The organism is Streptomyces sp. NBC_01216, assembly GCF_035994945.1.
Lineage (GTDB): Bacteria > Actinomycetota > Actinomycetes > Streptomycetales > Streptomycetaceae > Streptomyces.
Genome location: NZ_CP108677.1, coordinates 2,892,140 through 2,917,749, shown reverse-complemented (window position 1 = coordinate 2,917,749; position 25,610 = coordinate 2,892,140). Strand labels below are relative to the sequence as shown.

At 72.9% G+C, this 25,610-nt stretch carries 28 protein-coding genes and 3 tRNA genes; 23 read left to right on the top strand and 8 right to left on the bottom strand.

All coding sequences use genetic code 11. The annotated features are described in order from the left end of the window. Positions 1–20 precede the first annotated feature (20 nt). Entirely contained in the window at positions 21–1,187 is a 1,167-nt protein-coding gene (locus tag OG393_RS12610; protein ID WP_327374746.1) for a sensor histidine kinase, read from the bottom strand. Positions 1,188–1,423: 236 nt separating this feature from the next. On the opposite strand from OG393_RS12610, the gene OG393_RS12605 reads away from it, so the two are divergent. The 13 genes from OG393_RS12605 (at position 1,424) to OG393_RS12545 (ending at position 13,188) form a co-directional block, all read left to right on the top strand. Then, on the top strand, positions 1,424–1,825 hold the full coding sequence (locus OG393_RS12605; RefSeq protein WP_442817297.1) for an NADH-quinone oxidoreductase subunit A: 402 nt from the start codon (positions 1,424–1,426) through the stop codon (positions 1,823–1,825). Then, positions 1,816–2,409: an NADH-quinone oxidoreductase subunit B gene (locus OG393_RS12600; protein WP_327374745.1), complete on the top strand. Its 594-nt coding sequence runs from the start codon at positions 1,816–1,818 to the stop codon at positions 2,407–2,409. The genes OG393_RS12605 and OG393_RS12600 overlap by 10 nt, the downstream gene beginning before the upstream one ends. Further along, the gene (locus OG393_RS12595; RefSeq protein WP_327374744.1) at positions 2,406–3,551 is read left to right on the top strand and encodes an NADH-quinone oxidoreductase subunit C; all 1,146 of its coding nucleotides are present in this window, start codon (positions 2,406–2,408) and stop codon (positions 3,549–3,551) included. The genes OG393_RS12600 and OG393_RS12595 overlap by 4 nt, the downstream gene beginning before the upstream one ends. Further along, on the top strand, positions 3,548–4,516 hold the full coding sequence (locus OG393_RS12590; protein ID WP_327374743.1) for a complex I subunit 1/NuoH family protein: 969 nt from the start codon (positions 3,548–3,550) through the stop codon (positions 4,514–4,516). Before OG393_RS12595 ends, OG393_RS12590 begins: the two co-directional genes overlap by 4 nt. Next, a complete protein-coding gene (locus tag OG393_RS12585) occupies positions 4,516–5,205 on the top strand; it encodes a NuoI/complex I 23 kDa subunit family protein (RefSeq protein WP_442817296.1) in 690 nt (229 codons plus the stop codon). The genes OG393_RS12590 and OG393_RS12585 overlap by 1 nt, the downstream gene beginning before the upstream one ends. Beyond that, positions 5,202–5,759: an NADH-quinone oxidoreductase subunit J family protein gene (locus OG393_RS12580; protein ID WP_327374742.1), complete on the top strand. Its 558-nt coding sequence runs from the start codon at positions 5,202–5,204 to the stop codon at positions 5,757–5,759. The genes OG393_RS12585 and OG393_RS12580 overlap by 4 nt, the downstream gene beginning before the upstream one ends. After that, a complete protein-coding gene (gene nuoK / locus OG393_RS12575; protein WP_327374741.1) occupies positions 5,759–6,133 on the top strand; it encodes an NADH-quinone oxidoreductase subunit NuoK in 375 nt (124 codons plus the stop codon). Before OG393_RS12580 ends, nuoK begins: the two co-directional genes overlap by 1 nt. Further along, on the top strand, positions 6,130–8,109 hold the full coding sequence (locus OG393_RS12570; RefSeq protein ID WP_327374740.1) for an NADH-quinone oxidoreductase subunit 5 family protein: 1,980 nt from the start codon (positions 6,130–6,132) through the stop codon (positions 8,107–8,109). The genes nuoK and OG393_RS12570 overlap by 4 nt, the downstream gene beginning before the upstream one ends. A 27-nt stretch (positions 8,110–8,136) precedes the next feature. Further along, positions 8,137–9,741 carry a complex I subunit 4 family protein gene (locus OG393_RS12565; RefSeq protein WP_327378404.1) on the top strand — a complete coding sequence of 535 codons (1,605 nt, stop codon included), beginning with the start codon at positions 8,137–8,139 and terminating at the stop codon, positions 9,739–9,741. Continuing rightward, positions 9,738–11,288, top strand: coding sequence for an NADH-quinone oxidoreductase subunit N (locus OG393_RS12560; protein ID WP_327374739.1), 1,551 nt, complete (start codon positions 9,738–9,740; stop codon positions 11,286–11,288). Before OG393_RS12565 ends, OG393_RS12560 begins: the two co-directional genes overlap by 4 nt. A gap of 34 nt (positions 11,289–11,322) precedes the next feature. Beyond that, a complete protein-coding gene (gene mscL, locus OG393_RS12555; protein WP_327374738.1) occupies positions 11,323–11,778 on the top strand; it encodes a large conductance mechanosensitive channel protein MscL in 456 nt (151 codons plus the stop codon). A gap of 157 nt (positions 11,779–11,935) precedes the next feature. Further along, entirely contained in the window at positions 11,936–12,799 is an 864-nt protein-coding gene (htpX, locus tag OG393_RS12550) for a zinc metalloprotease HtpX (RefSeq protein WP_327378403.1), read from the top strand. Then, positions 12,796–13,188 carry a YccF domain-containing protein gene (locus OG393_RS12545; protein WP_327374737.1) on the top strand — a complete coding sequence of 131 codons (393 nt, stop codon included), beginning with the start codon at positions 12,796–12,798 and terminating at the stop codon, positions 13,186–13,188. The genes htpX and OG393_RS12545 overlap by 4 nt, the downstream gene beginning before the upstream one ends. Before the next feature lie 77 nt (positions 13,189–13,265). Here the strand turns inward: OG393_RS12545 and OG393_RS12540 are convergent, their stop codons facing one another. Continuing rightward, entirely contained in the window at positions 13,266–14,501 is a 1,236-nt protein-coding gene (locus OG393_RS12540) for an APC family permease (protein ID WP_327374736.1), read from the bottom strand. Between the two features lie 57 nt (positions 14,502–14,558). On the opposite strand from OG393_RS12540, the gene OG393_RS12535 reads away from it, so the two are divergent. Then, a complete protein-coding gene (locus tag OG393_RS12535; RefSeq protein ID WP_327374735.1) occupies positions 14,559–14,828 on the top strand; it encodes a GlsB/YeaQ/YmgE family stress response membrane protein in 270 nt (89 codons plus the stop codon). Between the two features lie 88 nt (positions 14,829–14,916). Here OG393_RS12535 and OG393_RS12530 read toward each other — a convergent pair whose 3' ends face one another. From OG393_RS12530 to OG393_RS12520, 3 genes are all read right to left on the bottom strand, one after another. Further along, on the bottom strand, positions 14,917–15,540 hold the full coding sequence (locus OG393_RS12530; RefSeq protein WP_327374734.1) for an alpha-ketoglutarate-dependent dioxygenase AlkB family protein: 624 nt from the start codon (positions 15,538–15,540) through the stop codon (positions 14,917–14,919). Positions 15,541–15,547: 7 nt separating this feature from the next. Next, positions 15,548–16,054, bottom strand: a complete 507-nt coding sequence (locus tag OG393_RS12525) for a methylated-DNA--[protein]-cysteine S-methyltransferase (protein WP_327374733.1) — start codon at positions 16,052–16,054, stop codon at positions 15,548–15,550. 145 nt (positions 16,055–16,199) lie between these two features. Continuing rightward, on the bottom strand, positions 16,200–16,688 hold the full coding sequence (locus OG393_RS12520; protein WP_327374732.1) for a YajQ family cyclic di-GMP-binding protein: 489 nt from the start codon (positions 16,686–16,688) through the stop codon (positions 16,200–16,202). A 330-nt stretch (positions 16,689–17,018) separates the two neighbouring features. On the opposite strand from OG393_RS12520, the gene OG393_RS12515 reads away from it, so the two are divergent. Then, positions 17,019–17,100 (top strand) — tRNA-Tyr (locus OG393_RS12515). A gap of 117 nt (positions 17,101–17,217) precedes the next feature. On the opposite strand, the gene OG393_RS12510 is transcribed toward OG393_RS12515, so the two are convergent. Both OG393_RS12510 and OG393_RS12505 read right to left on the bottom strand, forming a co-directional pair. Further along, the gene (locus OG393_RS12510; RefSeq protein ID WP_327374731.1) at positions 17,218–17,874 is read right to left on the bottom strand and encodes an NAD(P)H-binding protein; all 657 of its coding nucleotides are present in this window, start codon (positions 17,872–17,874) and stop codon (positions 17,218–17,220) included. Between the two features lie 2 nt (positions 17,875–17,876). Next, a complete protein-coding gene (locus tag OG393_RS12505) occupies positions 17,877–19,157 on the bottom strand; it encodes an amidohydrolase family protein (RefSeq protein WP_327374730.1) in 1,281 nt (426 codons plus the stop codon). Positions 19,158–19,362: 205 nt separating this feature from the next. Here OG393_RS12505 and OG393_RS12500 point away from each other — a divergent pair. The 8 genes from OG393_RS12500 (at position 19,363) to OG393_RS12465 (ending at position 24,274) form a co-directional block, all read left to right on the top strand. Beyond that, positions 19,363–19,435 (top strand) — tRNA-Thr (locus OG393_RS12500). A gap of 43 nt (positions 19,436–19,478) precedes the next feature. Further along, a tRNA-Met gene (locus OG393_RS12495) sits at positions 19,479–19,551 on the top strand. 89 nt (positions 19,552–19,640) lie between these two features. Continuing rightward, positions 19,641–19,805, top strand: a complete 165-nt coding sequence (rpmG, locus tag OG393_RS12490; RefSeq protein WP_003956487.1) for a 50S ribosomal protein L33 — start codon at positions 19,641–19,643, stop codon at positions 19,803–19,805. 82 nt (positions 19,806–19,887) lie between these two features. Further along, positions 19,888–20,340, top strand: coding sequence for a MaoC family dehydratase N-terminal domain-containing protein (locus tag OG393_RS12485; RefSeq protein WP_327374729.1), 453 nt, complete (start codon positions 19,888–19,890; stop codon positions 20,338–20,340). A 2-nt stretch (positions 20,341–20,342) separates the two neighbouring features. Next, positions 20,343–20,771 carry a MaoC family dehydratase gene (locus OG393_RS12480; protein WP_327374728.1) on the top strand — a complete coding sequence of 143 codons (429 nt, stop codon included), beginning with the start codon at positions 20,343–20,345 and terminating at the stop codon, positions 20,769–20,771. 147 nt (positions 20,772–20,918) lie between these two features. Further along, entirely contained in the window at positions 20,919–21,488 is a 570-nt protein-coding gene (locus OG393_RS12475) for a TetR/AcrR family transcriptional regulator (RefSeq protein ID WP_327374727.1), read from the top strand. 122 nt (positions 21,489–21,610) lie between these two features. Further along, positions 21,611–23,047 carry an MFS transporter gene (locus OG393_RS12470; protein WP_327374726.1) on the top strand — a complete coding sequence of 479 codons (1,437 nt, stop codon included), beginning with the start codon at positions 21,611–21,613 and terminating at the stop codon, positions 23,045–23,047. Positions 23,048–23,218: 171 nt separating this feature from the next. Then, a complete protein-coding gene (locus OG393_RS12465) occupies positions 23,219–24,274 on the top strand; it encodes a UDP-N-acetylmuramate dehydrogenase (RefSeq protein ID WP_327374725.1) in 1,056 nt (351 codons plus the stop codon). Between the two features lie 236 nt (positions 24,275–24,510). Here the strand turns inward: OG393_RS12465 and OG393_RS12460 are convergent, their stop codons facing one another. After that, complete coding sequence (locus OG393_RS12460) at positions 24,511–25,554, bottom strand: adenosine deaminase (RefSeq protein ID WP_327374724.1); 1,044 nt, start codon at positions 25,552–25,554, stop codon at positions 24,511–24,513. Between the last annotated feature and the right edge of the window lie 56 nt (positions 25,555–25,610).

Genomic DNA, 25,610 nt, shown 5'->3' with positions numbered 1-25,610 from the left:
GGCGCCCGGGGCCGAAGCGCTCAGGACGCCGGCCGCGCCCGCCAGGGAAGTTCCGCCGTCGCCGTCGTCGGTCCGCCCTCCGGCGAGTCGAGGACGAACAGCCCGTCCACCGCGCCCAGCCGTTCGGCGAGTCCGGCCATCCCGGTCCCGGTGTCCAGCCGCGCGCCGCCCCGGCCGTCGTCCCGCACCTGGAGCATCAGCCGGCCGCCCGTGCGCCACACGTCCACGGACGCCGAGCGCGCCCGCGCGTGCTTGGACACGTTCTGCAGCAGTTCCGACACGGTGAAGTAGGCGATGCCCTCGATGGCCTCGGCCGGCCGTGCGTCCAGGTCGACCGTGACCGTCACCGGGACCGTGCACCGCGCGGCGATCGAGGACAGCGCGGCGTCCAGCCCTCGGTCGGTGAGCACCGCCGGGTGGATGCCGCGGGCCAGGTCGCGCAGCTCCTGCAGCGCCAGTTTCACCTCGCCGTGCGCCTCGTCGACCATCATGGCCGCCGCCTCCGGGTCTTCGAGCAGTTTCTCCTTCGCGAGACCGAGCCCCATGGCGAGCGCGACGAGCCGGGCCTGCGCGCCGTCGTGCAGGTCCCGCTCGATGCGGCGCAGATCGGCGGCGGCGGTGTCGACGACGACACCGCGGTCCGTCTCCAGTTCCGCGATCCGCCGCTCCAGCTCGTCCGAGGGGGAGAGCAGGCCGCGCACCATGGCCCGGTCGGCGTTGGCCAGCCCCCGGGCGATCCACGGCAGCAGCGGCCACAGCACGATCAGCGAGACCAGGGAGACGACGAAGGTGAGGATGCCCCAGGGGAGCCTGACGAAGCCGTACAGCACCGCCCGCCAGGCCACCGGGTCCCTGAGCGACGCCCACAGCCAGGGGAGGAAACCGTGCGGCCGGGGCAGCGGGCTCGGCTCGTCCACCCGCGCGCCGAGCAGCGCGCGGGCGCGGGCCCGCTCGCCCCGGCCGAGCAGCCGGGCGCCGGCCAGTCCGAGGGCGAGCAGCGGCAGGCCGATCACGGTGACGGCCAGGCCCACGCCGAGGACGACCGAGACCACCGTGTAGACGAAGCCGACGAGGGAGACCGGGAGACTCGTGAGAAGGAAGGAGACCTCCTTCCAGGTGTGCCGGCCGTAGGCCACGCGGACGGGAGGCGGCCTGTCGCGGGCAGCGGTTTCGGTGTCGACGCTCATGAGACGCCAGCCTGCCGGGCGGCGGGTCCGTCACGCCATGGGGTTCGTGGGGGAGCCGCGGTGGGGATATCCCCACCGCGGCAGGTCACGGGGCGCCGCTCGCCGCCCCCTCGGCCCGGCCCGCCCACCGGGGACGCGGGCCGGGGGTTCAATGGATGACACGCCTACTTACGCTCCCTTTAGCAGGGCCTAGACTCCCGTCCGTACAGATCGTCGATACGGAGCGAGGGGCGGACGTGCCGGAACCGACCGTACGCGCGGAACTCGCGGCGGATTACTTCCAGACGTACTCCGTCGTCGGACTGCTCGCCGTCCTGGGCCTGCTCTTCGTCGCCGTGGCCTTCGGCGCCGGGCGGCTGCTGCGGCCGGTGGTCCCGACGCCGGAGAAACTGCTGACGTACGAGTGCGGCGTCGACCCGGTGGGGGAGGGCTGGGCCCACACGCAGGTCCGCTACTACGTGTACGCCTTCCTCTACGTGATCTTCGCGGTCGACTCGATCTTCCTCTTCCCCTGGGCGACGGTCTTCGCCGCGCCGGGCTACGGCGCGACGACGCTCGTCGAGATGTTCATCTTCCTCGGCTTCCTGGCCGTGGGCCTGCTCTACGCGTACAAGAAGGGCGTCCTGACATGGACGTGACCCCGCCGCCCACCCCGCTGCCCGCTCCGAAGCTGGGCCCGCTCGCGCGCCTCGCCCCGGAGCCGATGAAGGTGGTCCTGAACTGGGGCCGCCGCTACAGCCTGTGGGTCTTCAACTTCGGCCTCGCCTGCTGCGCGATCGAGTTCATCGCCGCGTCGATGGCCCGGCACGACTTCATCCGGCTCGGCGTGATCCCCTTCGCGCCCGGCCCGCGCCAGGCCGACCTCATGATCGTCTCCGGCACGGTGACCGACAAGATGGCTCCGGCGGTGAAGCGGCTCTACGAGCAGATGCCCGAGCCGAAGTACGTGATCTCCTTCGGGGCCTGCTCGAACTGCGGCGGCCCGTACTGGGACTCGTACGCGGTCACCAAGGGCGTGGACCAGATCATTCCGGTAGACGTCTACGTGCCGGGCTGCCCGCCGCGCCCGGAGGCGCTGCTCCAGGGAATCCTGAAGCTCCAGGAGAAGATCGCGCGGGAGTCGCTGGCCGCGCGCTACGGGACGCCGGAGGGGCGGCCCTCCGTCGCCCAGCTGACCAGCGGACCGGTCGCCCCGCCGAAGCCGTCCGGAGGCACCGAGTGACCGGGAACGCGCACCCGTACGACACCCTCCCGGACGCGGTCACCGAGCTCTTCGGCGAGGAGGCCACGGCCGAGCGGGCGTACGACCTGCTGACCGTCGACGTCCCCGCCGACGCGTGGACCGCCGCGCTGGAGACCGCCCGCACCACACTGGGCTGCACCTTCTTCGACTGGCTGAGCGCCGTCGACGAGCCGGGCACGGGCTTCCGCGTCTGCGCCCACGTGGTGGCGCCGGAACCGGGGGCCGTCCGCCGCATGCTGCTGCGCACGACCGTCCCGCACGACGCCCCGGTCCTGCCGACGGCGGTCGCGGTCTACGCGGGCGCGGACTGGCACGAGCGCGAGACGCACGAGATGTTCGGCGTCGTCTTCACCGGCCACCCCCACCTGGTGCCGCTGCTGCTCCCCGAGAACTTCGAGGGCCACCCGCTCCGCAAGGACTTCGTGCTCGCGGCACGCGTCGCGAAGGCGTGGCCGGGCGCCAAGGAACCGGGCGAGTCCGAACACGGCGGTCCGAAGCGCCGCCAGATGCTCCCGCCGGGAGTCCCGGACCCGAACGAGTGGGGCCCGCTCAAGGGACAGCTTCCGCCCGCTCCGGCCCGTACATCCCGCGCGGCCGGCGACCGTCCGCCGCGCCGCGCCCGCACGGCCGCCGAGGGTCCGGCCGGCCGGCCGGGCACACCGGCCGCCCCGTCGGAGGGCGCCCCCGCCGCGCCGGCCCGCCGCGCCCGCTCCGCGGCCGAGGGTTCCGCGAGCCAGACGGCGGGTGGGCCCGAATCCGCACCCCCGTCCGACTCCGCCGCCGCACCCGCACCCGGGCGTCGTTCGCGCTCCGCGAGCCAGGGGTCGGCGACGCAGCGCGCGGCGGCGCCGGCGGCCGACGGCGCGGTGGACCAGCCGGCCCCGGCGGCCACACCGCCGCTTACCCGCGGCGCCGACGCGCCCTGGCACCACCCCCGCCCGGCCTTCGACGACAAGGACGCCCAGGGCACGCCGGCACCCGCGCCGGAGCCGGACGCCGCCCCCCGGCCCGCGGCCCAGGCACCGCCCGAAGCCGACACCGAAGCCGACCCCCGGCCCGCGCCCGACGACCCGTCCGCGAGCCCACCCACCACCGACCCCGCCGGAGGCGATCCCGCGTGAACGACGCACTCGACGTCGCCCTCCGGCTGCTCGTCGTCTTCGCCGTGTTCCTCGTCCTCCCCCTCGTCGTGGGGCAGACCGAGCACAAGGTCATGGCCCACATGCAGGGCCGCCTCGGACCCATGTACGCCGGCGGCTTCCACGGCTGGGCACAGCTCGTCGCCGACGGCGTGAAGTTCGCGCAGAAGGAGGACGTGGTGCCGGCCGACGCCGACCGCCGCGTCTTCCAGCTCGCGCCCGCCGTCGCCCTGCTCCCGTACCTCCTCGTCCTCGTCGCCATCCCGGTCGGGCCCGGCGGGGGAGCCGTCGGGCAGGCCGTCGACGCGGGCATCTTCTTCGTGCTCGCCGTCATGGGCATCGGCGTCCTCGGCAGCCTCATGGCCGGATGGGCGTCCGCCAACAAGTTCTCCCTGCTCGGCGGACTCCGCACGGCCGCCCAGCTCCTCGCCTACGAGCTGCCGATGCTCCTCGCCGCCGCCTCCGTCGCGATGGCCGCGGGCACCGTCTCCCTCCCCGGCATCCTCGACGCCTTCGAGTGGTGGTGGCTGCCCTGGCAGATCGTCGGCGCCCTCGTCTTCTTCGTCGCCGGTCTCGCCGAACTGCAGCGTCCCCCGTTCGACATGCCGATCGCCGACTCGGAGATCATCTTCGGCGCCTACACCGAGTACACCGGCCTGAGGTTCGCGCTCTTCCTGCTCGCCGAGTACGCCGGCATCGTCGTCCTCTGCGGCCTGACCACCGTCCTCTTCCTCGGCGGCTGGCACGGACCGTTCGGCGCCGACGGCCTCGGCTGGGTCTGGACCCTGCTGAAGACCGCGGTCCTCGCCTTCGTCGTCATCTGGCTCCGCGTGAGCTACCCGCGCCTGCGCGAGGACCAGCTCCAGAAGCTCGCCTGGACGACGCTCGTCCCGCTCGCCCTCGCGCAGATCGCGCTCACCGGCATCGTGAAGGTGGCGATCCAGTAATGCCCACCGCGTCCCCCGACCACCGTCCCCCCTCGACACCCTCCGGCCGGGCCCGTTCCTTCCCCGGCTCGGGCCTCGCCAAGGGCCTCGCCGTCACGTTCCGCACGATGACGAAGCGCGCGCACACCGCGCAGTACCCGGACGCCCAGCCCGCACTGCCGCCCCGCACGCGCGGGGTGATCGGGCTGTTCGAGGAGAACTGCACGGTCTGCATGCTCTGTGCCCGCGAATGCCCCGACTGGTGCATCTACATCGACTCCCACAAGGAGACGGTCCCGGCGGCCGCCCCCGGCGGGCGCGAGCGCAGCCGCAACGTCCTCGACCGCTTCGCGATCGACTTCTCGCTCTGCATGTACTGCGGCATCTGCATCGAGGTCTGTCCCTTCGACGCGCTCTTCTGGTCGCCCGAGTTCGAGTACGCGGAGACCGACATCCACGAACTCACCCACGAGCGCGACAAGCTCCGCGAATGGATGTGGACCGTCCCCGAGCCGCCCGCGCTCGACCCCCGGGCGGAGGAGCCCAAGGAGATCGCCGCGGCGCGCAAGGCCGCCGAGAAGGCCGCCGCCGCCCAGGCAGCGGCAGCGGCCCAGGCCGAGGCGGCGCAGAGCGGAACCACCGGCGGAACCCCCGGCGACGGGACCCGGACCGGGACCGCGAACGACGACCCGGAGGGGGAACAGCGGTGACGCTCGCGACACAGACCCCCGCCTTCCTCTCGCCGTCCGGCGTCGAGATCGCCTTCGTCCTCGTCGGCCTCGTCACCCTCGGCGCGGCCGTCGTCAGCGTGACCACCCGGCAGCTCGTCCACGCCGCCCTGTGGCTGGTCGTCGCGCTCGGCGGCGTCGCCGTCGAGTACCTGCTCCTGACAGCCGAGTTCATCGCCTGGGTGCAGGTCCTCATCTACGTCGGCTCCGTCGTCGTCCTCCTCCTCTTCGGCCTCATGCTCACCAAGGCCCCCATCGGCCGCTCCCCTGACGCCGACTCGGGCAACCGCCCGGTCGCCCTCGTGGTCGCCCTGGCCGCCGCCGCCTCGCTCGTCTGGGTCGTCGTCGACGCGTTCCGCACCACCTGGATCGAGCTCGACGGACCGGCCCAGGGGTCCACCGCCGTCACCGGCGAGTTCCTCTTCCGACACTGGGTGCTGCCCTTCGAGGCGCTCTCCGTCCTCCTGCTCGCCGCCCTGGTCGGCGCGATCGTGCTCTCCCGCAGGGACCCCGAGACCCCGGAGGGGCAGCGCTGATGCACCTCGCCTACCCCGCCGTCCTCGCCGCCCTGCTCTTCTGCGTCGGCCTCTACGGCGTCCTCGCCCGCCGCAACGCGATCCTGGTCCTGATGTCCGTGGAGCTGATGCTCAACGCGGTCAACCTCAACCTGGTCGCCTTCGACGTCTGGCTCCGCGACACCCTGCACGCCGGCCAGGCGCTCACCCTGTTCACCATCGCCATCGCCGCCGCGGAGATCGGCATCGGCCTCGCGATCGTCCTGATGGTCTACCGCAACCGCGGCACCTCGGACATCGACCGGCTCCGCGACACCGCGGAGACCGGCACCGACGGCCCGGCCGACACACACCGAGCGGCGTCCGACGACGAGAAGACCGAGGCCGCCGCGTGACCACCACCACCCTCGCCGTCCTCGTCCCCCTCCTCCCGTTCCTCGGCTCCGTCACCGGCCTCCTCCTCGGCCGCACCGCGCCCGGGTTCGTCCGCCCGCTCGCCGTCCTGCCGACGGCCGCAGCGGCCGTCCTCGCCGTCCTCGTCGCCGTCCGGCAGGGCGGCGGCAAGACGATCGAGGCCGCCACCGAACTCACCCCCACCGGGTCCGTCCCCATCGACCTGGCGCTGCGCGTCGACGGCTTCGCCGCCCTCGTCGCCGTCCTGGTCGGCGTCGTCGCCACCTGCGTGCAGATCTACTCCACCGGCTACCTGCGCGACGACCCGCGCTACCCCTCCTACGCCGCGCTCGTCTCCCTCTTCACCTCCGCGATGCTGCTCGTCGTCTACTCCGGCGACCTGATGGTGCTCCTGGTCGGCTGGGAGGTCATGGGGATCTGCTCGTACTTCCTCGTCGGCCACTACTGGGAGACCCCCGAGGCCCGCGCCGCCTCCCTCAAGGCGTTCCTGGTCACCAAACTCGGCGACGTCCCCTTCCTCTTCGGCCTGTTCGCCCTCGCCGCCGACGCGGGCACCTTCGACATCGGCGGAATCCTCGACGCCGTCGCCGCCGACGGCGTCGACCACCCCACCCCGATCGCCCTGCTGCTCCTCGCCGGCGTCGCCGGCAAGTCGGCACAGTTCCCGCTGCACACCTGGCTCCCGGACGCGATGGCCGGCCCCACCCCCGTCTCGGCGCTCATCCACGCCGCCACGATGGTCGCCGCCGGCATCTACTTCGTGGCCCGGCTGCTGCCCGTCTTCACCGAGTCCGCGGCGGCCATGACCGTGCTCGCCGTGATGGCCGCGCTCACCATGGTCGGCTCGGCCCTCGCCGCGCTCGCCCAGGACGACATCAAACGCGTCCTCGCCTACTCGACGATCGGCCAGCTCGGCTACATGGCCGGCGCCCTGGCCGTCGGCGACCGCGGCGCCGCCGTCTTCCACCTGATGGCGCACGGCGCGTTCAAGGCGCTGCTCTTCCTCGCGGCCGGCACCGTCATCCACGCCGCCGGCACCAACTCACTCGCCGCGATGTCCCGGATGAGCGGACTGACCAAGCGGGTCCCCGACGCCTACTGGACGATGACCGTCGCCCTGCTCGCACTGGCCGCGCTGCCACCGTTCGCCGGCTTCTTCTCCAAGGAAGCCGTCCTCGTGGCCGCCGAGCACACCGCCCTCGGCGAGCGGGCCGACGCCCCCGCCGGGGCCGGCTGGACCGTCCTCCTCGCGGGGCTGCTCACCGCCCTGCTCACGGCCGCCTACGCCACCCGGCTGTGGCTGCGCGCCTTCCACGGCCGGGGCGCCGCCGCGCCCGACCACGGCCGCCAGCCGCTCGCCATGACCACCGTCCTGTGGGTGCTCGCGATCCCCTCCCTCGGCTTCGGCCTGACCGTCACCTACCTCGACGACTGGTTCGACGGCCGGCCCCTCACCCCGACCCTCACGACGGCGGTGCTGGGCACCGGACTCGCCCTCGTCGGCGCGCTGATGACCTACGCCACCTGGCACACGCTGACGGCGCGGACCGCCGCCCCCGGCCCGGCAGCCGGCCCCGCACGCGTCGCCCATCCCGACGCGGACGCCGGCCGGGTGGAGGCCGAGGCGCTGCACCTGCCGCACCCCGCGTCGGACCCGTCCGACCCGGGCCGCCTGCTGCTCGGCCCGCTGCACCCCCACGCGGCCACCGGCTTCCACCTGGACGCCCTCTACCGACGGCTGTTCGTGCGGCCCGTCGTGGCCGCCGCGGCCCTGGTCCGCTTCCTGGACCGCGAGGTCGTCGACACCTACGTCCGCGGCGCCGCCGCCGGCACCGAAGGGCTGGGCTGGCTGGCGCGCCGCGCCCAGACCGGCAACGTGCAGACCTACCTCAGCGCCCTGCTCGCCGGCTCCGTCGTCCTGGCGATCGCCGCCGTACTCGTCGCCGCCGGAGCGTGAGCCGTGATCCCTGTCAGCGAAACCGTGATGCAGTACCTCCTCGCGTCGGTGGTGGCCGTACCGCTGCTCGGCGCCGCCGCCGCGCTGCTCCCCGCCCCGCCCGGACTGCGGGGGAGGTCCCCGGACCAGGCCGTCCTCCGGCACGGCGTGACCGTCACCGGCGCCGTCCTGGCCGCCGCGATCGTCCTCGCCCTCGGCTTCGACCACGACCGGCCCTCGGTCATGCAGGCCACCACCGACGTCCCCTGGATCCCGGCACTCGACGTGCGCCTCCACCTCGGCGTCGACGGCATCTCGCTCCCCCTGCTGGTCCTGACCGCGCTGCTGACCTTCCTCTGCGCCCTGTACAGCTACTTCAAGATGCCGCCGGGCGCGTCCCCGAGGGCCTTCGTCGCCCTCCTGCTCGTCCTCGAGGCCGGCACGCTCGCGACCTTCGCCGTGCTCGACCTCGTCCTCTTCTTCCTGGCCTTCGAGACGGTCCTCATCCCGATGTTCTTCCTCATCGCCCGCTGGGGCGGCGAGGGCAGGCGGCCCGCCGCCTGGAAGTTCATCCTCTTCACCCTGCTCGGCTCGGTCGTCATGCTGCTCGGCCTGCTTCTCATCGGTGTGCGGGCGGGCACCTTCGACATGGTGGCGCTGGCCGCCGGCAACGGCCGCGGACTCACCCTGACCGTGCAGGTCGTCGCCGTTCTCGCGATCGGGCTCGGCCTCGCCGTGAAGACCCCGATGTGGCCGCTGCACAGCTGGCTCCCGGACGCCCACACCGCCGCCCCGACGGTCGGCTCCGTCCTCCTCGCCGGCGTCCTGCTGAAGATGGGCACCTACGGCTTCGTCCGGATCGTCCTGCCGATCGCCCCCGACGGCATGCGGGTCTTCGCGCCCTACCTCGCCGCCTTCGCCGTCGCCGGCATCGTCTACGGCTCGCTCGCCTGCCTCGCCCTGGCCCTCCCGTCACCCGACGGCCGCCCCGCGACGAGCCGCCTCCTGCCCCGCTCCTCGAACGGCGGCAACGGCGACCTCAAGCGCCTGATCGCCTACTCCTCCGTCGGCCACATGGGCTTCGTCCTGCTCGGCATCGCGACCATGACGCCCACCGGCGTCAACGGCGCGCTCTTCGCCAACATCGCCCACGGCCTCATCACCGGCCTGCTCTTCTTCCTGGTCGGCGCGCTCAAGGACCGGTACGGCACCGCCGACCTCGACACCCTCGCCGGCGCGACCGGCGCCGCCCTCTACGGCCGCGCGCCCCGCCTCGGCGGCCTCCTCGCCTTCGCCGCCGTCGCCTCCCTCGGACTGCCCGGCCTCGCCGGATTCTGGGGCGAGATGCTGGCCCTGTTCGGCGCCTTCGACCCGGCCGAGGGGCTCAGCCGCCCCGCCTTCCTCACCTTCATGGCGATCGGCGGACTCGGCACCCTCCTCACCGCCGCCTACCTCCTCGTGGTCGTGCGGCGCGTCTGCATGGGCGGCCCCCGGCCCGGTGGCGAGGCGGCCATCGCCGACGTCCAGGGGTACGAGTTCGCCGCCTGGACCCCGCTCGTCGCCCTCACCGTCCTCGCCGGCCTCTGGCCCGCGGTCCTCCTCGGCCTCACCGACCCGGCCGTCCAGAAGCTCCTCGCGGGAGGAACGCAGTGACCGAGACAGCCGCGAACCTCGTCCAGTCCGTCGACTGGCTCACGATCGCGCCGCCCACCCTCACCGCGGTGGCCGCGCTCGTCGCCCTCGTCGCGGACCTGTTCCTCCCCGCGGCGCGCAAGCGGTACCTGGGCTGGACGGCGATCGCCGGACTCGTCGCCTCGCTGGCCCTGCTGATCCCGCTGCGCGCCGGCGACCGCTCGACGTTCTGCCTCACCCCCGGCGCGGCCGAGACCGCCGGCCTGGCCCGCGACGCGGCGGGCGACGCGGCGTGCAGCTACACCGCCGACCACTTCACCCTGGTCATCCAGTTCCTGGTACTCGGCGGCGCCCTCCTCACCGCGCTGCTCTCGCTTTCCGACACCGAGGAGCGGCTGCCCGCGGGGGAGTACTGGTTCCTGCTGCTGTCCTCGGCCGCGGGAGCCGCGCTGCTGCCCGCCTCCCGCGACCTGGCGACCCTCGTCGTCGCCCTCGAAGTGGCCTCGCTGCCCGCCTTCGCCCTCGTCGGACTGCGCCGCGGCGACCGGATGTCCAGCGAGGCCGCGCTGAAGTTCTTCCTCTCCTCGGTCACCGCGACGGCCGTGACGCTGCTCGGCGTCAGCTTCGTCTACGCCGCGACCGGCACCGTCCACCTCACCGAGATCGCCCAGCGGCTCGGCGACGTCCCCGGGCCGCTGCACACCCTCGCCCGCACCGGCGTGATCCTCACCCTGGTCGGCTTCGCCTTCAAGACGGCCGCCGTCCCCTTCCACTTCTGGGTCCCCGACACCTACGTCGGCTCCCCCCTGCCTGTGGCGGGCTACCTCTCCGTGGTCGGCAAGGCGGTCGGCTTCACCGGCCTCATCCTGGTGACCGTCGTCGCCTTCCCCTCGTACGCGGACGTATGGGGCCCCGCGCTGGCCGTCCTGGCCGCGCTCACCATGACCGTCGGCAACGTGGCCGCCCTGCGCCAGGTCTCCACCCGCGCGTGGAGCGCGGTCCGGCTGCTCGCCTGGTCCTCCGTCGCCCAGGCCGGCTACCTCCTGGTGCCGATCGCCGCCGCCGCGTACTCCGATGACAACCAGATCGGCGCGACCGTCGCCTACGCACTGATGTACGCCGTCGTGAACCTCGGCGCCTTCGCGGTGGCCTCGCTGGTCTCCCGCACACACCCCCGCAACCGGATCTCCGACTACGTCGGCCTCTACGCGAGCCGTCCGGCCGTGGCGCTCGCCATGGGCTTCTTCCTGCTCAACCTGGCCGGTCTGCCGCCCGGCGTCATCGGTCTCTTCGCCAAGGTCACCGTCTTCTCGTCCGCGGTCGACGCGGGCCTCGGCTGGCTGGCCGTGGTCATGGGCGTCAACGTGGTGATCGCCCTGGTCTACTACCTGCGCTGGACGGCGGTACTCTTCCGCGGACCCCAGGACACCCCGGAGGGCGCGCCGGCCGTCCGCCCGCGCGTCCCCGCCCCGGTGACCCTGACGATCGCGCTGACCGCCGTCGCGGGCGTCGTGCTGTCGGGCTACCCGCAGCTCGCCCTCCGCTTCGCGAACACCGGCCTGTTCTGACCCTCCCCACGGAAACGCACAAGGAGCATCACCCGTGCTGAACGGTTTCAAGGAATTCATCCTCCGCGGCAACATCATCTCGATGGCCATCGGGCTGGCCGTCGGAGCCGCCTTCACCGCCGTCGTCACCGGATTCAGCAAGGCGTTCATCACCCCGCTCATCGGTCTGGCCACCGGCTCGGTCGGCGACTTCAGCGAGGCCAGCTTCACGCTGCGCGGCACGGTCTTCCCCTACGGTCTGCTGATCGCCGCCGCCATCGCGTTCGTGATCACCGCCGCGGTGCTCTACTTCCTCGTCGTCGTCCCGATGGCGAAGATCCAGGCGCGGTTCGCCAAGGAGGAGAAGGCCGAGGCCACGGCGGCGAAGCGTGACTGCCCCCGCTGCTTCTCCTCGATCCCCGCCGTCGCCTCCCGGTGCGCCCACTGCACCAGCGAGGTCGAGCCGGTCGCCGCCGTCCTGGAGAACGCCGGCCTCCCGACCCCCCGCTGATCACCCGTACGGCCCACACCGCGGCGCGCTCGCGCCCGGTGCGGCCAGGGGAACCCGTGCCTCCCGCCTGGCGTTGACCCGTAGGGGAGGGTCCACTGGACGAGTGGACCAGCACCAGGCAAAGGGTTCCCCCGCCGCACCACTGGGAGGGCGTACCGTGCACCGCCGGCACAACGGGCTGAGGACCGCCGTACTCCTCGGAGGGCTGTCGGCCCTCATCATCCTCATCGGCAGCTTCTTCGGCCGTACGGGCCTGATCGTCGCGCTCCTCGTGGCGCTCGGCACCAACGCCTACGCCTACTGGAACAGCGACAAACTGGCGCTGCGGGCCATGCGCGCCCGCCCGGTCAGCGAGTTCGAGGCGCCCGCTCTCTACCGCATGGTCCGCGAGCTCTCCACCCAGGCCCGCCAGCCGATGCCCCGGCTCTACATCTCGCCCACCCAGGCACCGAACGCCTTCGCCACCGGCCGCAACCCCCGCAACGCCGCCGTCTGCTGCACCGAGGGCATCCTCCGCATCCTCGACGAGCGAGAACTGCGCGGGGTCATCGGCCATGAACTGAGCCACGTCTACAACCGGGACATCCTGATCTCCTCGGTCGCCGGAGCGCTCGCCTCCGTGATCATGTTCCTGGTCAACTTCGCCTGGCTGATCCCGGTCGGCCGCTCCAGCGACGACGACGGTCCCGGTCTGCTCGGCATGCTGCTGATCATGATCCTCGGTCCGGTCGCCGCCTCCGTCATCCAGCTCGCCATCAGCCGGTCGCGGGAGTACGAGGCGGACGCCTCGGGCGCCCAGCTCACCGGAGACCCGCTCGCCCTCGCCAGCGCCCTGCGCAAGCTCGAGACGGGCACGAAGCAGCTTCCGCTGCCGGCCGAGCCCCGGATCGAGACCGCCAGCCACATGATGATCGCCAACCCCTTTCGTCCCGGCCAGGGACTGTCCAGGATGTTCTCGACGCATCCGCCGATGGCGGAGCGCATCTCCCGACTCGAACAGATGGCAGGTCATCGACCATGAAGACAGTCCTCAATGTCATTTGGCTGGTCCTCTGCGGCTTCTGGATGTTCCTGGCCTACCTGCTGGCCGGAGTCGTGCTCTGCATCACGATCATCGGCATCCCCTTCGGCCTGGCCGCCTTCCGCATCGGCGTCTACGCGCTCTGGCCCTTCGGCTACACCGTGGTGGACCGCCACGACGCGGGAGCCCCCTCCTGCGTCGGCAACGTCCTGTGGCTGCTCCTCGCCGGCTGGTGGCTGGCGCTCGGACACATCACCACCGGCATCGCCCTCTGCCTCACGATCATCGGCATCCCGCTGGGCATCGCGAACTTCAAGCTGATCCCGGTCTCGCTGCTCCCGCTCGGCAAGGAGATCGTCCGCACCGACCAGCAGTTCGCGGCCTACTGATCCCGCACGGACCGGGGCCCGCCCGCCCCGTGCGCGCCAGGGCGTGACCGCCCGGTCAGAGGTCACCCGACAGGCTCTCAGCCGCGCGGGTCCTCGGGCCGCCCCCGGGTGGCCGCGTGCGCGACGACACCGGCCGCCAGCACCCCCAGCCCCGCGAGGACCGAGGTCAGCGGCAGGGCGAAGGCCAGCACCCCGCAGCCCAGCAGCCCGCAGACGGCGAGCGGACGCGCCCGCGGGCCCAGCGTCCAGGCCGAGGCGTTCGCGATGCCGTAGTAGACGAGCACCCCGAAGGACGAGAACCCGATCGCGGCCCGCACGTCCACCGTCGCCGCGACCACCGCCACCACCGCGCCGACCGCCAGTTCGGCCCGGTGCGGTACCCGGAACCGCGGGTGCACGGCCGCGAGCGGCGCCGGCAGGTGCCCGTCCCGGGCCATCGCCAGCGTCGTGCGCGACACGCCGAGGATCAGCGACAGCAGGGACCCCAGGGCCGCGACCGCCGCGCCCACCGTGACCACCGGCACCAGCCACGAGGCGCCCGCCGTCCGGGCCGCGTCCGCCAGCGGGGCGGGGGACGCCGCCAGCCCCTCCGGCCCCAGCACGGCCAGCACGGACACCGCCACCGCCGCGTACACGACCAGCGTGATGCCCAGGGCCAGCGGAACCGCCCGCGGAATCGTCCGGGCGGGGTCCCGCACCTCCTCGCCGAGCGTGGTGATCCGCGCGTACCCCGCGAACGCGAAGAAGAGCAGCCCCGCGGCCTGCGCCACCCCACCCGGCGTGACGTCCGGTCCGGGCGTCAGCCGACCGGGTTCCACCGCCTCGGAGACCAGGGCGGCGACCACCACCGCCGCCAGGACGGCGAGTACCAGCGCCACGATCAGCCGGGTCACGAGCGCCGACTTGTGGACCCCGCCGTAATTGAGCGCCGTCAGCGCCACCACGGCCGCGACCGCCACGGCGTGCGGGTGCTCCGGCCACAGGTACACGCCCGCCGTCAGCGCCATCGCCGCGCACGAGGCCGTCTTGCCGACGACGAACGACCAGCCCGCCAGGTACCCCCAGAAGGCGCCGAGGCGTTCTCGGCCGTACACGTACGTGCCGCCGGAGGCCGGATAGAGAGCCGCGAGCCGGGCCGAGGCCGTCGCGTTGCAGTAGGCGACGACGGCGGCGACGGCGAGCGCCGGGAGCAGCCCCGAGCCGGCCGCCCGTGCCGCCGGGCCGAGCGCGGCGAAGACGCCCGCTCCCACCATCGAACCGAGCCCGATGACGACGGCGTCGAAGACTCCCAGCGAGCGGCGCAGTTGTGTCATGTGCCGCACATTAGCCAGTCCGGCAACCGGTACGCGGTCCCGCGCGTCCTTCCCGGCATGAGCATCGTCAGCTGGATTGTCCTCGGCCTCATCGCGGGCGTCATCGCCAAGGTCCTGCTGCCCGGCAGGGACCCGGGCGGCATCATCGGCACGACCCTGATCGGCGTCGCGGGCGCCTTCGTGGGCGGCTGGATCTCGGCGCGCTTCCTGGACCGCCCGATCAGCACGGAGTTCTACGACGGCGCCACCTGGCTCTCGGCCATCGGCGGCGCGCTCGTCCTGCTGATCGGCTACCGGGTCCTCTTCGGCCACTCGCGCTCGCGCTGAGAGCCTGCCGGGTGGCCTCTGACCGGGCGGTCACCCGACAGCCTCCGAGCCCGCGCGGGACGCCGGGCCGTCGCCCCGGGCTCCTCCGTCACGGACCCGTCTGACGGAGGGTGATGTTCAGGCGGCCGGTCAGCCCGAGCGCCGGGTCGGCGGTGCCCGGCCGCACCCGGGGCACCCCGTGGTACGCGAGACGCGAGGGCCCGCCGAAGACGAAGAGGTCCCCGGACGCCAACTCCACGTCGGAGTAGGGACGTCCGCGGTTCTCGGTGTTCCCGAACCGGAACACGCAGGAGTCGCCGAGACTCAGGGACACCACCGGCGCGCCGGACCGCTCCTCCTTGTCCTGGTGCATGCCCATCGTCGCGCCGGGCTCGTAGAAGTTCACCAGAGCGGTGTCCGGGGCGAAGCCGCCGTGCTGCCCGTACGCCTCGACCAGCGCCTCGCGCCCCAGCTCCGCGAGCCAGGCGGGCAGTTCCACCCCGACGGTGTCGAGATAGCGGTACGGCTCCCAGCGCCGCCCGAGACAGAGCGACCGTACCGACATCACACCCCCGCCCGGCAGCACGGTGTGCCGGTACGGGACCGGCCCGCGCCCCCACGCCCGGCAGGCGTCGACCAACTCCCGCCGCCGGAGGGGCGGAAGCCACTCGGGCACGTGCACCGCGCCCGGGGCGACGACCGCGCGTTCGCGGGGGAAGAGCCCGTCCGTCACCACGACCTCACGTCACCAGGGCGCCTTCGAGCCCGAGCAGTCGTTCCTTGCGCTCCAGCCCGGCCGCGTACCCGCGCAGGGTCCCGTCCGCACCGATCACCCGGTGGCAGGGCCGCACCACGAGCAGCGGATTGCGGCCGATCGCGGTTCCCACCGCCCGCACCCCGGCGCCGGAGGCGCCGACCCGGCGACCGATCTCCCCGTACGAGACGGTCGCGCCGTACGGGATCTCCTCCAGGGCCCGCCACACCCGTCGCTGGAAGTCCGTACCGCCCGGGACGCACACGAGGTCGAACCGGGTGCGCCGGCCGGCGAAGTACTCGCCCAGTTGCCGCGCGACGTCCTCGAACGCCGCGGGCGCGTGCCGCCAGTCGTCCCGGACGCCGACGCCGCCCTTCTGTCCCGGAAGGGACAGTGAGGCGAGTTCCGCGGTCCCGGTCGCGGTGACGCGGCCGACCAGCGTCATCTCGCCCAGCGGCCCGTCGACGCGGGCGTACACGCCGCTTGCGGTCATGGCTCGTTCCTCTCCTCGCGCCCTCGGTCTCCGTCCAGTGTGCGAGGGTCACGGCCGGCGGTCCGGCGGTTTTCGGACGCCGCGGTCACGCCGGTGGCCGCCGGCCGCGCGACGGGTGCCCGAGGGCGAACGCCGCCGCCCGCGGTCAGCGGTAGTTCACGTACTGGAGGGCGAAGTCGAAGTCCTTGCCCTTCAGCAGCGCCTGCACGGCCTGGAGGTCGTCCCGGCTCTTCGAGCTGACTCGCAGCTCGTCGCCCTGGACCTGTGCCTTGACGCCCTTGGGGCCCTCGTCGCGGATGGTCTTCGCGACCTTCTTGGCGTTCTCCTGGGAGATGCCCTCCTCGATCGTGGCGAAGATCTTGTACTCCTTGCCGGACAGCTGCGGCTCGCCCGCGTCCAGCGACTTCAGGGAGATCCCGCGCTTGATCAGCTTGGTCTCGAAGATGTCGAGGATCGCCTTCACCCGCTCCTCGCCGTTGGCCTGCATCAGGATCTTCTCGCCGGACCAGGAGATCGAGGCGTCGGTGCCCTTGAAGTCGTAGCGCTGCGAGATCTCCTTCGCGGCCTGGTTGAGGGCGTTGTCGACCTCCTGCCGCTCGACCTTGGAGACGATGTCGAAACTGGAGTCGGCCATGACGTGTGGCTCCTTGCGTCGAATGCCTGCGGTTGCTTGGGCGTACGGCGCAAGCCTAAGGCTTCCCCGGCACTCCCCGGGGGGTGCCGGACGAGGGCCGGGGCGCCCCGCGACCCCGCCGGAACGCCCGCCCGCGGCCTTCGCGAGAGCACCCTCCGCCGTGCGACCTGCGGCACCCGCCGCCGTCCGTCGGTCCGCCGGGGAACGCGACCGCCGGGTCCTGTCCCGCCGCCGCGCTATCCGGTGGCGAAGCACCCTTGGTCATCGGGTATCGTTTACGTCGTTGCCACGGAGCACCGCCGAAACGCGGGTCCCGGCGACATGTCCCATGGCGGTGTGCCCGAGTGGCCAATGGGAGCGGACTGTAAATCCGTCGGCTTAGCCTACCCAGGTTCGAATCCTGGCGCCGCCACGCGATGAGAACGGCCCCTGATCAGCGGAAACGTTGATCAGGGGCCGTTCTGCTGTGCAAGTGTCGCAGCGCCGGACCTCCTGTCCCGGCGGATCACGCGTTCCCCGGAGGGGAGGGTCAGTTGCCCGCGACATCGCGCACGGCGACGTCGAACGGGGTCGAGCCGCCGACCAGTTCCAGTGTCAGGCCCGCCGTGCCCGGGGTCTCCAGCAGCTCGGCCAGGACGGCCGCCACGTCGTCACGCGGGACCGGTCCCCGTCCGGTCGAGGCGGCCAGGCGTACCAGGCCGGTGCCCGCGTCCTCCGTCAGCATGCCGGGGCGCAGGATCGTCCAGTCGAGGCCGGTCCGGGACCGCACGGCGTCGTCGGCGGCTCCCTTGGCCCGCAGATAGGCGTCGAAGACCTCCTCGCCCTGGTGGTTCGCGTCCGCGCCCATCGAGGAGACGACGACGTGCCGGCGTACGCCCGCGCGTTCGGCCGCGTCCGCGAAGAGGACCGCCGCCGCGCGGTCCACGGTGTCCTTGCGGTCCGCTCCGCTGCCCGGCCCCGCACCCGCCGCGAAGACGGCCGCGTCGGCGTCCCGCAGGACGGCCACGACCTCGTCCGGGGACGCCGACTCCAGGTCCAGGACGGCGGGTTCGGCGCCCGCGGCACGCAGGTCCGCGGCCTGTCCGGGGGTGCGGACGATACCTACCGGCCGGTGTCCGCGGGCCGCGAGCAGCCTCTCGAGACGCAGGGCGATCCGACCGTGTCCTCCAGCGATGACGATGCGCATACTCACGACCGTACGACGGGTCCGGCCGGAGGGCTTCCCGGTTCCGGCCGCTCGGGGCGCCCCTGGCGCGGCAGGTCGAGCGCCGCCGCCGAATCGCAGTACTCCCGCACCGCACTCGTCCGGGCGACGACCCGGCCGCGGTGCACCACGATGCGGCTGTACGCCAGGGACAGCACGCCGGTCAGGCGCTCGCCGCGCACCGCGAGCAGCTCGGCGGGGAAGCCGGCCTCCACCCGCACCTCCGGCAGCCCCATCGCCGCCCGCGGCGCCTCGCTCACCGCCGCGTACGCCTCCGGCGCCGGCAGCCCGCCCAGGGACGTGAGGAGATACGCGGCCTCCAGGGGGTCCCCGCGCCCCACCGGGTTGGCGACGTCCCGCAGTGCCCCGCTGCCCGCCGCGAGCCGGACGCCGGCCGCCCGCAGCAGTCCGACCGGGGCCGCGCCGCGCGTTCCGGCGCCGCCGCAGCCGCCCTGCGGCAGGCAGACCACCGTCACCCCGCCCGCAGCCAGTCGTTCCGCCGCCCGCCCGGCCTGGTCGGCGGGCAGCCGCGCGAGGCCCGCGCACGGCCCGATCGCGACCCCCGGCCGCAGCCCGCCCGCCATCGACGCCAGCCGGGCCAGGCGCCTCGGGTCGCCGCCGTCCGTGTGCAGGTCGACCGGGCAGCCGTGTTCCGCCGCCAGGTCCAGGACCGCCTCGACGTATCCGGCCGGGTCGGGGTCGAGGTCCGGGCAGCCGCCCACCACGGCGGCGCCCATCTTCACGGCGTCCCGCAGCATGGCGAGCCCGTCGGCTCCGGCCACGCCGGTCAGCAGCCGGGGCACCGCGACCGTCGTCACATCCACCAGGCCGCGCAGCGAGCGCCGGGCCTGGAGCACCGCTCCGAGCGCCCCGAGCCCCTGTACGTCGCCGATCCGGACGTGCGCGCGCAGCGCGGTCGCGCCGTGCCCGAGCTGGAGCAGCGCCGCTTCGGTGGCCCGTCGTTGCACCTCGTCGGGGGTGGGGCGGAGAGGCCCGGGGAAGTCGGCGCCGAGCGCGGTGTCGGCGTGCGCGTGCGGCTCGGCGGGGGCGGGCAGCAGCAGATAGCCGGCGAGGTCCACGCGGGCGCCGGCGGCGGGGAGGCTGCCCGCCGTGCCGACGGCCACGATCCGCCCGCCGCCGAGCCGTACGTCGACGCTCCGGCCGTCCGTGAGCCGGGCGTTGGAGAGCAGCAGGGAGGCGGGGGAGTCCGCGGTGGCGGCGGCCCAGTCGTCGGGCGGCTGGGGCTGCTTGCTGTCGGCTGACATCGGGCTCCTCAAGGCTCCTCACCATCAAGATCACGCAGCGTGTGCCGAGCCTAGAGGCGGTCCGGCCGCCCTTCGAGGAGGAAGGCAATAGTCGTACTGATGGGGTCGCGTGTGGCCCGCGGGACGGCCGCGACGGAGGGGTGAGCGGGGGCCGCGAAACGGATTTGGGCGATCGGCGGAGGACCGTGTAATGTCTTCATCGCTCGCCCCAATAGCTCAGTCGGTAGAGCGTCTCCATGGTAAGGAGAAGGTCTACGGTTCGATTCCGTATTGGGGCTCTGGTGTGAAGGACCCGCCTTCGGGCGGGCTCCGGAACATCAAAGCGGTGTAGCTCAGTCGGTAGAGCAAGCGGCTCATAATCGCTGTGTCACCGGTTCAAGTCCGGTCACCGCTACACACGGTAGCCGATTGTGGGGTCGGTCCTTCGATCGGCTACTCTTTTATGCGTTCATCCGTCCATCCGTCCGTCCAAGGAGCACTCACGTGGCTGCCACCGACGTCCGCCCGAAGATCACGCTGGCCTGCGTGGAGTGCAAGGAGCGGAACTACATCACCAAGAAGAACCGGCGTAACAACCCGGACCGTCTTGAGATGAAGAAGCACTGCCCTCGCTGCAACTCTCACACGGCGCACCGCGAGACGCGCTAATCAGGCTCGTACACGAGGCCGTCCCCGCCAGGGGGCGGCCTCGTGTCGTTTGTCGGCAACAAATCCAGGAGGTATCGAGTCCATGGCGCTCGACCAGTCCTTCGTGGGCCGGACCTATCCGCCCACCGCGCCGTACGAGGTCGGCCGCGAGAAGATCCGCGAGTTCGCCGAGGCGGTGGGTGACGCGAATCCCGCGTACACCGACCAGGAGGCGGCGAAGGCTTTCGGTCACCCCGATGTGATCGCTCCGCCGACCTTCGTGTTCGCGATCACCTTCGCCGCCGCGGGCCAGGTCGTCGAGGACCCGCAGCTGGGTCTGGACTACAGCCGCGTGGTCCACGGCGACCAGAGGTTCGCGTACTCCCGCCCGGTGCGGGCGGGGGACCGACTGTCGGTCACCTCGACCATCGAGGCGATCAAGTCCCTCGCGGGCAACGACATCCTGGACATCCGCGGCGAGGTGTACGACGCGTCCGGCGAGCACGTCGTGACCGCCTGGACCAAGCTCGTCTCGCGCGCCCCCGAGGAGGTCTGACCGTGGCTGCGAAGATCGCTTACGACGAGGTCGAGGTCGGCACGGAGCTGCCGGCCCAGTCCTTCCCGGTGACGCGGGCCACGCTCGTTCGGTACGCCGGAGCCTCCGGGGACTTCAACCCGATCCACTGGAACGAGGAGTTCGCGGTGGGGGTCGGCCTGCCCGACGTCATCGCCCACGGAATGTTCACCATGGCCGAGGCGATCCGCGTCGTGACCGACTGGGCCGGCGACCCGGCGGCCGTCGTGGAGTACGGCGTGCGCTTCACGAAGCCGGTGGTGGTGCCGAACGACGACACGGGCGCCCTGATCGAGGTCGGTGCCAAGGTCGCGGCGAAGTTGGACGACGGCCGGGTCCGGGTGGACCTGACCGCCGTCTCGGCGGGCCAGAAGGTGCTGGGCATGTCCCGGGCCGTGGTGAGGCTGGCCTGAGAGCCCGCCGGGTGACCTCCGCCCGGCCGGAGGTCACCCGGCGGGCTCCGGACGCGCTCGGGGCTCCGGTGGAGGGGGGCGGCCGCGTCAAGACGGCCGCCTTTCCCGGGTTGACGAAGTTAGTGATTGAGCACTAACTTCGTGTGCATGGTCAGGATGAGTGCGGAGGAACGGCGCGAGAGCGTGATCCGGGCGGCGACGAGCGAGTTCGCCCGCGGCGGGTACTACGGCACGTCCACGGAGGCGATCGCCCGGCGCGTCGGTGTCTCGCAGCCGTACCTCTTCCGGCTCTTCGCCGGGAAGAAGGCCATCTTCCTGGCGGCGTTCGAGCGTTGCATGGAGGACACCCGGCGGGCCTTCGAGGAGGCGTCCGAGGGGCTGTCGGGCGAGGAGGCCCTGCACGCCATGGCCGGTGCCTACACCCGGCTGATCACCGAGCAGCCGGACCGGCTCCTGATGCAGATGCAGGTGTACGTGACCGTCGCCGCCGCGGAGGAGGCCGGTGAGCACGAATTCGGCGAGACCGTGCGGGCCGGCTGGATGGAGCTCTGGGAGACCGTCCATCTGGCGCTCGGCGCGGACGTCGACGAGACGACGGCCTTCCTGGCGCACGGGATGCTCGTCAACACCCTCGTCGCCATGGGCTTCCCGCGCGGACACCGGGTCTGGGAGGGCTTCTACCCCGAAGCCCGCAGCCCCGGCCCGCCGGAGGGGTAACCTGCCCCGGGGTCCCGCCCCGCGGCCGTCGGGTGACCGCCCCTGCCCCGCCGTCCGGTATCCCGGCACCTCTCTGTCCATGAAAGTTAGTCATCAATAACTAACCTGAAGGGTGAGCAGCAATGAACCAGCCCGCAGCCCGCCGCGGCTCCGTCGCCTGGGCCCTGGTGATCACCGGCGCCGCCGGATTCATGGCGGCCCTCGACAACCTCGTCGTCACCACCGCCCTGCCCTCCATCCGCGAGGACCTCGGCGGCGCCCTCGACGACCTCGAGTGGACGGTGAGCGCCTACACCCTCACCTTCGCCGTCCTGCTGATGTTCGGCGCCGCCCTCGGCGACCGCTTCGGACGCCGCCGGCTGTTCCTCGTCGGGCTCTCCGTCTTCACCGGCGCCTCCGCCGCGGCGGCCCTCGCCCCCGGCATAGACGCCCTGATCGCCGCCCGCGCCGTCCAGGGCGTCGGCGCAGCGATCATGATGCCCCTCACCCTCACCCTGCTCACCGCCGCCGTCCCCGCCGCCCGGCGCGGTATGGCGTTCGGCGTCTGGGGTGCCGTCAACGGCCTCGCCGTGGCCTCCGGCCCCCTCATCGGCGGCAGCCTCACCGAACACATCTCCTGGCAGTGGATCTTCTGGGTGAACGTGCCGCTCGGCCTCGCCCTGCTCCCGCTCGCCCGGCTGCGCCTCGCCGAGTCCTTCGGTACCGGCGCCCGGCTCGATGCCCCCGGCACCCTGCTCGCCAGCGGAGGCATCTTCGGCCTCGTCTACGGACTCATCCGCGGCCCCATCGACGGCTGGACCAGCGCCACGGTGCTCACCGGGCTGATCGCGGGCGTCGCGCTCCTCGCCGGCTTCGTCCGCCACGGCGTCCGCGCGCGGGCGCCGATGCTCCCGATGCGGCTCTTCCGCAGCCGCGCCTTCAGCGGGATCAACGCGGCGAGCCTGCTGATGTTCCTGGGCATGTTCGGATCGATCTTCCTGCTCAGCCAGTACATGCAGGGGGTCCTCGGCTACTCGCCGACCGAGGCCGGACTGCGCATGCTGCCCTGGACGGGCATGCCGATGATCGTCGCCCCGATCGCCGGCTATCTCTCCGACAAGGTCGGCGGCCGTCCCGTCGCCACCACCGGACTCGCCTTCCAGGCGCTCGGCCTGGCCTGGTTCGCGACCGTGGTGACGACCGACGCCGCCTACGCCGTCCAACTGCCCGCCCTGATCACGAGCGGTGTGGGCATGGCGCTCTACTTCGCGCCCGCCGCCAACCTGGTCATGTCCAGCGTCCTCCCGTCGGAGCAGGGCATCGCCTCCGGCGCCAACAACGCCCTGCGCGAGGTGGGCGGCGCGCTCGGCGTCGCCCTGATGTCCTCCATCTTCGCCGCCCAGGGCGGCTACGGCTCGGCCCAGCAGTTCGTGGACGGCCTGCGGCCGGCCCTGTGGGTCGGCGCCGGAATGATCGCCCTGGGGGCGGTCGCGACGCTCTTCATCCCCGGACGCCGGACGGCGGGGCGACCGGACGGCGACCCCGGGGAGAGCGAGCGGCAGCGGCTCGTCGCCGCGTGAGCCCACGGGGTGGCCCGCGTCCGGAAGCACGCGTGCCGCGGCGTGGCCGCCCGGCCGGAGCCCAACCCCCAGGGCTCCCCGCCGCGCGACGGCCCCCGCGCGCACCCCGTCCCGCCCGGCCGGGGACGACCCCGCCCCCACCGGCGGGGCCGTCCCCGTAGTCTTGGGCCCGTGCAGGAACTCCACGACGCCCCCCTCGCCCCCCTGACCACCTTCCGGCTCGGCGGCCCCGCCGACCGTCTCGTCACGGCCACCACCGACGACGAGGTGGTCGCCGCGGTCCGCGAGGCGGACGTCACGGGCACCCCGCTGCTGATCATCGGCGGCGGCTCCAACCTGGTCATCGGCGACAAGGGCTTCGACGGCACCGCCCTGCGCATCGCCACCAAGGGTTGCGCGCTCGACGGCACCACGCTCGAACTCGCGGCCGGCGAGGTCTGGACCGACGCCGTGGCGCGCACCGTCGAGGCGGGCCTCGCGGGCGTCGAGTGCCTGGCCGGCATCCCCGGCTCCGCGGGAGCGACGCCCATCCAGAACGTCGGTGCCTACGGTCAGGACGTCGCTGCCACGATCACCGAGGTGGTCGCCTACGACACGCGTGAGCACCGGGTGGTGACGCTGACGAACGAGCAGTGCGCCTTCTCGTACCGGAACAGCCTGTTCAAGAGGCTGCCGGACGACTACGTGGTGCTGCGGGTCCGGTTCGAGCTGGCGGACGCCGGCGGTCTGAGCATGCCGATCGCGTACGCGGAGACGGCACGGGCACTGGGAGTGGAGGTCGGCGAGCGGGCTCCGCTGGCCACCGTCCGCGAGACCGTCCTCAAGCTTCGCGCGGGCAAGGGCATGGTGCTCGACCCGGAGGACCACGACACCTGGTCGGCCGGGTCCTTCTTCACCAACCCCGTCCTCACGAACGAGGAGTACGCGGTCTTCCGCGCCCGCGTCGCCGAGCGTCTCGGCCCCGACGCGGCGGCGCCCGCGTTCCCGGTCGGGGACGGCTTCACGAAGACCTCGGCGGCCTGGCTGATCGACAGGGCCGGCTTCACCAAGGGCTACGGCTCCGGACCGGCCCGCATCTCCACCAAGCACACCCTCGCCCTCACCAACCGGGGCGAGGCCACCACCGAGGACCTCCTCGGCCTCGCGCGCGAGGTCGTCGCCGGGGTGCGGGACGCCTTCGGGGTCACCCTGGAGAACGAACCCGTGACGGTCGGCGTCAGCCTCTGAGTCCCGGGGCCGTCCGCACCCGAGTCCGCTCCGGCGGCCGGGACGCCCCCGGGACGGTCCCACCGGGCTCTCGGAGCCTGTCGGGTGGTCTCTGGCCGGGTGGTCACGCCCTGGCACGCGCGCTGCCGGCGTTGCCGGGATGCCCCGGTAGCTCCGCCACGGCGGCATCCCGGCGCCTTGGAATCGCACACACCGGACCGTGCCCGCCTGTCGACCGAAGGCCACCCGACAGGCTCTCAGGCGGCGGGGGCCGCCAACCAGTCGTCGATGCCGGAGAGCAGCTTCTTCCGCACGTCTTCCGGGGCCGCCGAACCGCGGACCGACTGCCGGGCCAGTTCGGCGAGCTCGACGTCCGTGAAGGCGTGATGCCGGCGGGCGATCTCGTACTGGGCCGCGAGCCGCGAGCCGAAGAGCAGCGGGTCGTCGGCGCCCAGCGCCATCGGCACCCCCGCCTCGAAGAGCGTCCGCAGCGGCACGTCCTCCGGCTTCTCGTACACCCCGAGCGCCACGTTCGAGGCCGGGCAGACCTCGCAGGTCACGCCCTTCTCGGCAAGTGCGCGCAGTATCCATGGATCCTCCGCGGCGCGGACCCCGTGCCCCACCCGTGACGCCCGCAGGTCGTCCAGGCAGTCCCGTACCGAGGAGGGGCCGGTCAGCTCCCCGCCGTGCGGCGCCGCGAGCAGTCCGCCCTCCCGGGCGATGGCGAAGGCCCGGTCGAAATCGCGGGCCATGCCCCGGCGCTCGTCGTTGGAGAGCCCGAAGCCGACCACGCCCCGGTCCGCGTACCGCACCGCGAGCCGGGCCAGGGTCCGCGCCTCCAGGGGGTGCTTCATCCGGTTCGCCGCGACCAGGACCCGCATGCCGAGTCCGGTCTCCCGGGCCGCCTCGTCCACGGCGTCCAGAATGATCTCCATGGCCGGGATCAGCCCGCCGAGCAGCGGGGCGTACGAGGTCGGGTCGACCTGGATCTCCAGCCACCCCGAGCCGTCCCGGACGTCCTCCTGGGCCGCCTCGCGGACCAGCCGCCGGATGTCCTCGGGCTCCCGCAGACAGGACCGGGCCAGGTCGTAGAGCCGCTGGAAGCGGAACCAGCCGCGCTCGTCGGTCGCGCGCAGCTTCGGCGGCGTGCCGCTGCGCAACGCCTCGGGCAGGTGGACGCCGTACTTGTCGGCGAGCTCGATGAGCGTCGAGGGCCGCATCGAACCGGTGAAGTGCAGGTGCAGATGGGCCTTGGGCAGCAGGCCGATGTCGCGGGAAACGTGCTCGGAAACGTGCTCCATTGAAGGATCTTGCCGCACCCGAATGGCTGAGGACAGCCCCTTTCCACGATCGGGAC

Coding starts and splice junctions, on each gene's coding strand:
- OG393_RS12600 (WP_327374745.1), top strand. CDS start 1,816: ATGGACGTGACCCCGCCGCCCACCCCGCTGCCCGCTCCGAAGCTGGGC.
- OG393_RS12460 (WP_327374724.1), bottom strand. CDS start 25,554: ATGGAGCACGTTTCCGAGCACGTTTCCCGCGACATCGGCCTGCTGCCC.
- OG393_RS12540 (WP_327374736.1), bottom strand. CDS start 14,501: ATGACACAACTGCGCCGCTCGCTGGGAGTCTTCGACGCCGTCGTCATC.
- OG393_RS12610 (WP_327374746.1), bottom strand. CDS start 1,187: ATGAGCGTCGACACCGAAACCGCTGCCCGCGACAGGCCGCCTCCCGTC.
- OG393_RS12505 (WP_327374730.1), bottom strand. CDS start 19,157: ATGTCAGCCGACAGCAAGCAGCCCCAGCCGCCCGACGACTGGGCCGCC.
- OG393_RS12470 (WP_327374726.1), top strand. CDS start 21,611: ATGAACCAGCCCGCAGCCCGCCGCGGCTCCGTCGCCTGGGCCCTGGTG.
- nuoK (WP_327374741.1), top strand. CDS start 5,759: ATGCACCTCGCCTACCCCGCCGTCCTCGCCGCCCTGCTCTTCTGCGTC.
- OG393_RS12510 (WP_327374731.1), bottom strand. CDS start 17,874: ATGCGCATCGTCATCGCTGGAGGACACGGTCGGATCGCCCTGCGTCTC.
- OG393_RS12585 (WP_442817296.1), top strand. CDS start 4,516: ATGCCCACCGCGTCCCCCGACCACCGTCCCCCCTCGACACCCTCCGGC.
- OG393_RS12535 (WP_327374735.1), top strand. CDS start 14,559: ATGAGCATCGTCAGCTGGATTGTCCTCGGCCTCATCGCGGGCGTCATC.
- OG393_RS12525 (WP_327374733.1), bottom strand. CDS start 16,054: ATGACCGCAAGCGGCGTGTACGCCCGCGTCGACGGGCCGCTGGGCGAG.
- OG393_RS12475 (WP_327374727.1), top strand. CDS start 20,919: ATGGTCAGGATGAGTGCGGAGGAACGGCGCGAGAGCGTGATCCGGGCG.
- OG393_RS12565 (WP_327378404.1), top strand. CDS start 8,137: ATGCAGTACCTCCTCGCGTCGGTGGTGGCCGTACCGCTGCTCGGCGCC.
- OG393_RS12520 (WP_327374732.1), bottom strand. CDS start 16,688: ATGGCCGACTCCAGTTTCGACATCGTCTCCAAGGTCGAGCGGCAGGAG.
- OG393_RS12545 (WP_327374737.1), top strand. CDS start 12,796: ATGAAGACAGTCCTCAATGTCATTTGGCTGGTCCTCTGCGGCTTCTGG.
- OG393_RS12485 (WP_327374729.1), top strand. CDS start 19,888: ATGGCGCTCGACCAGTCCTTCGTGGGCCGGACCTATCCGCCCACCGCG.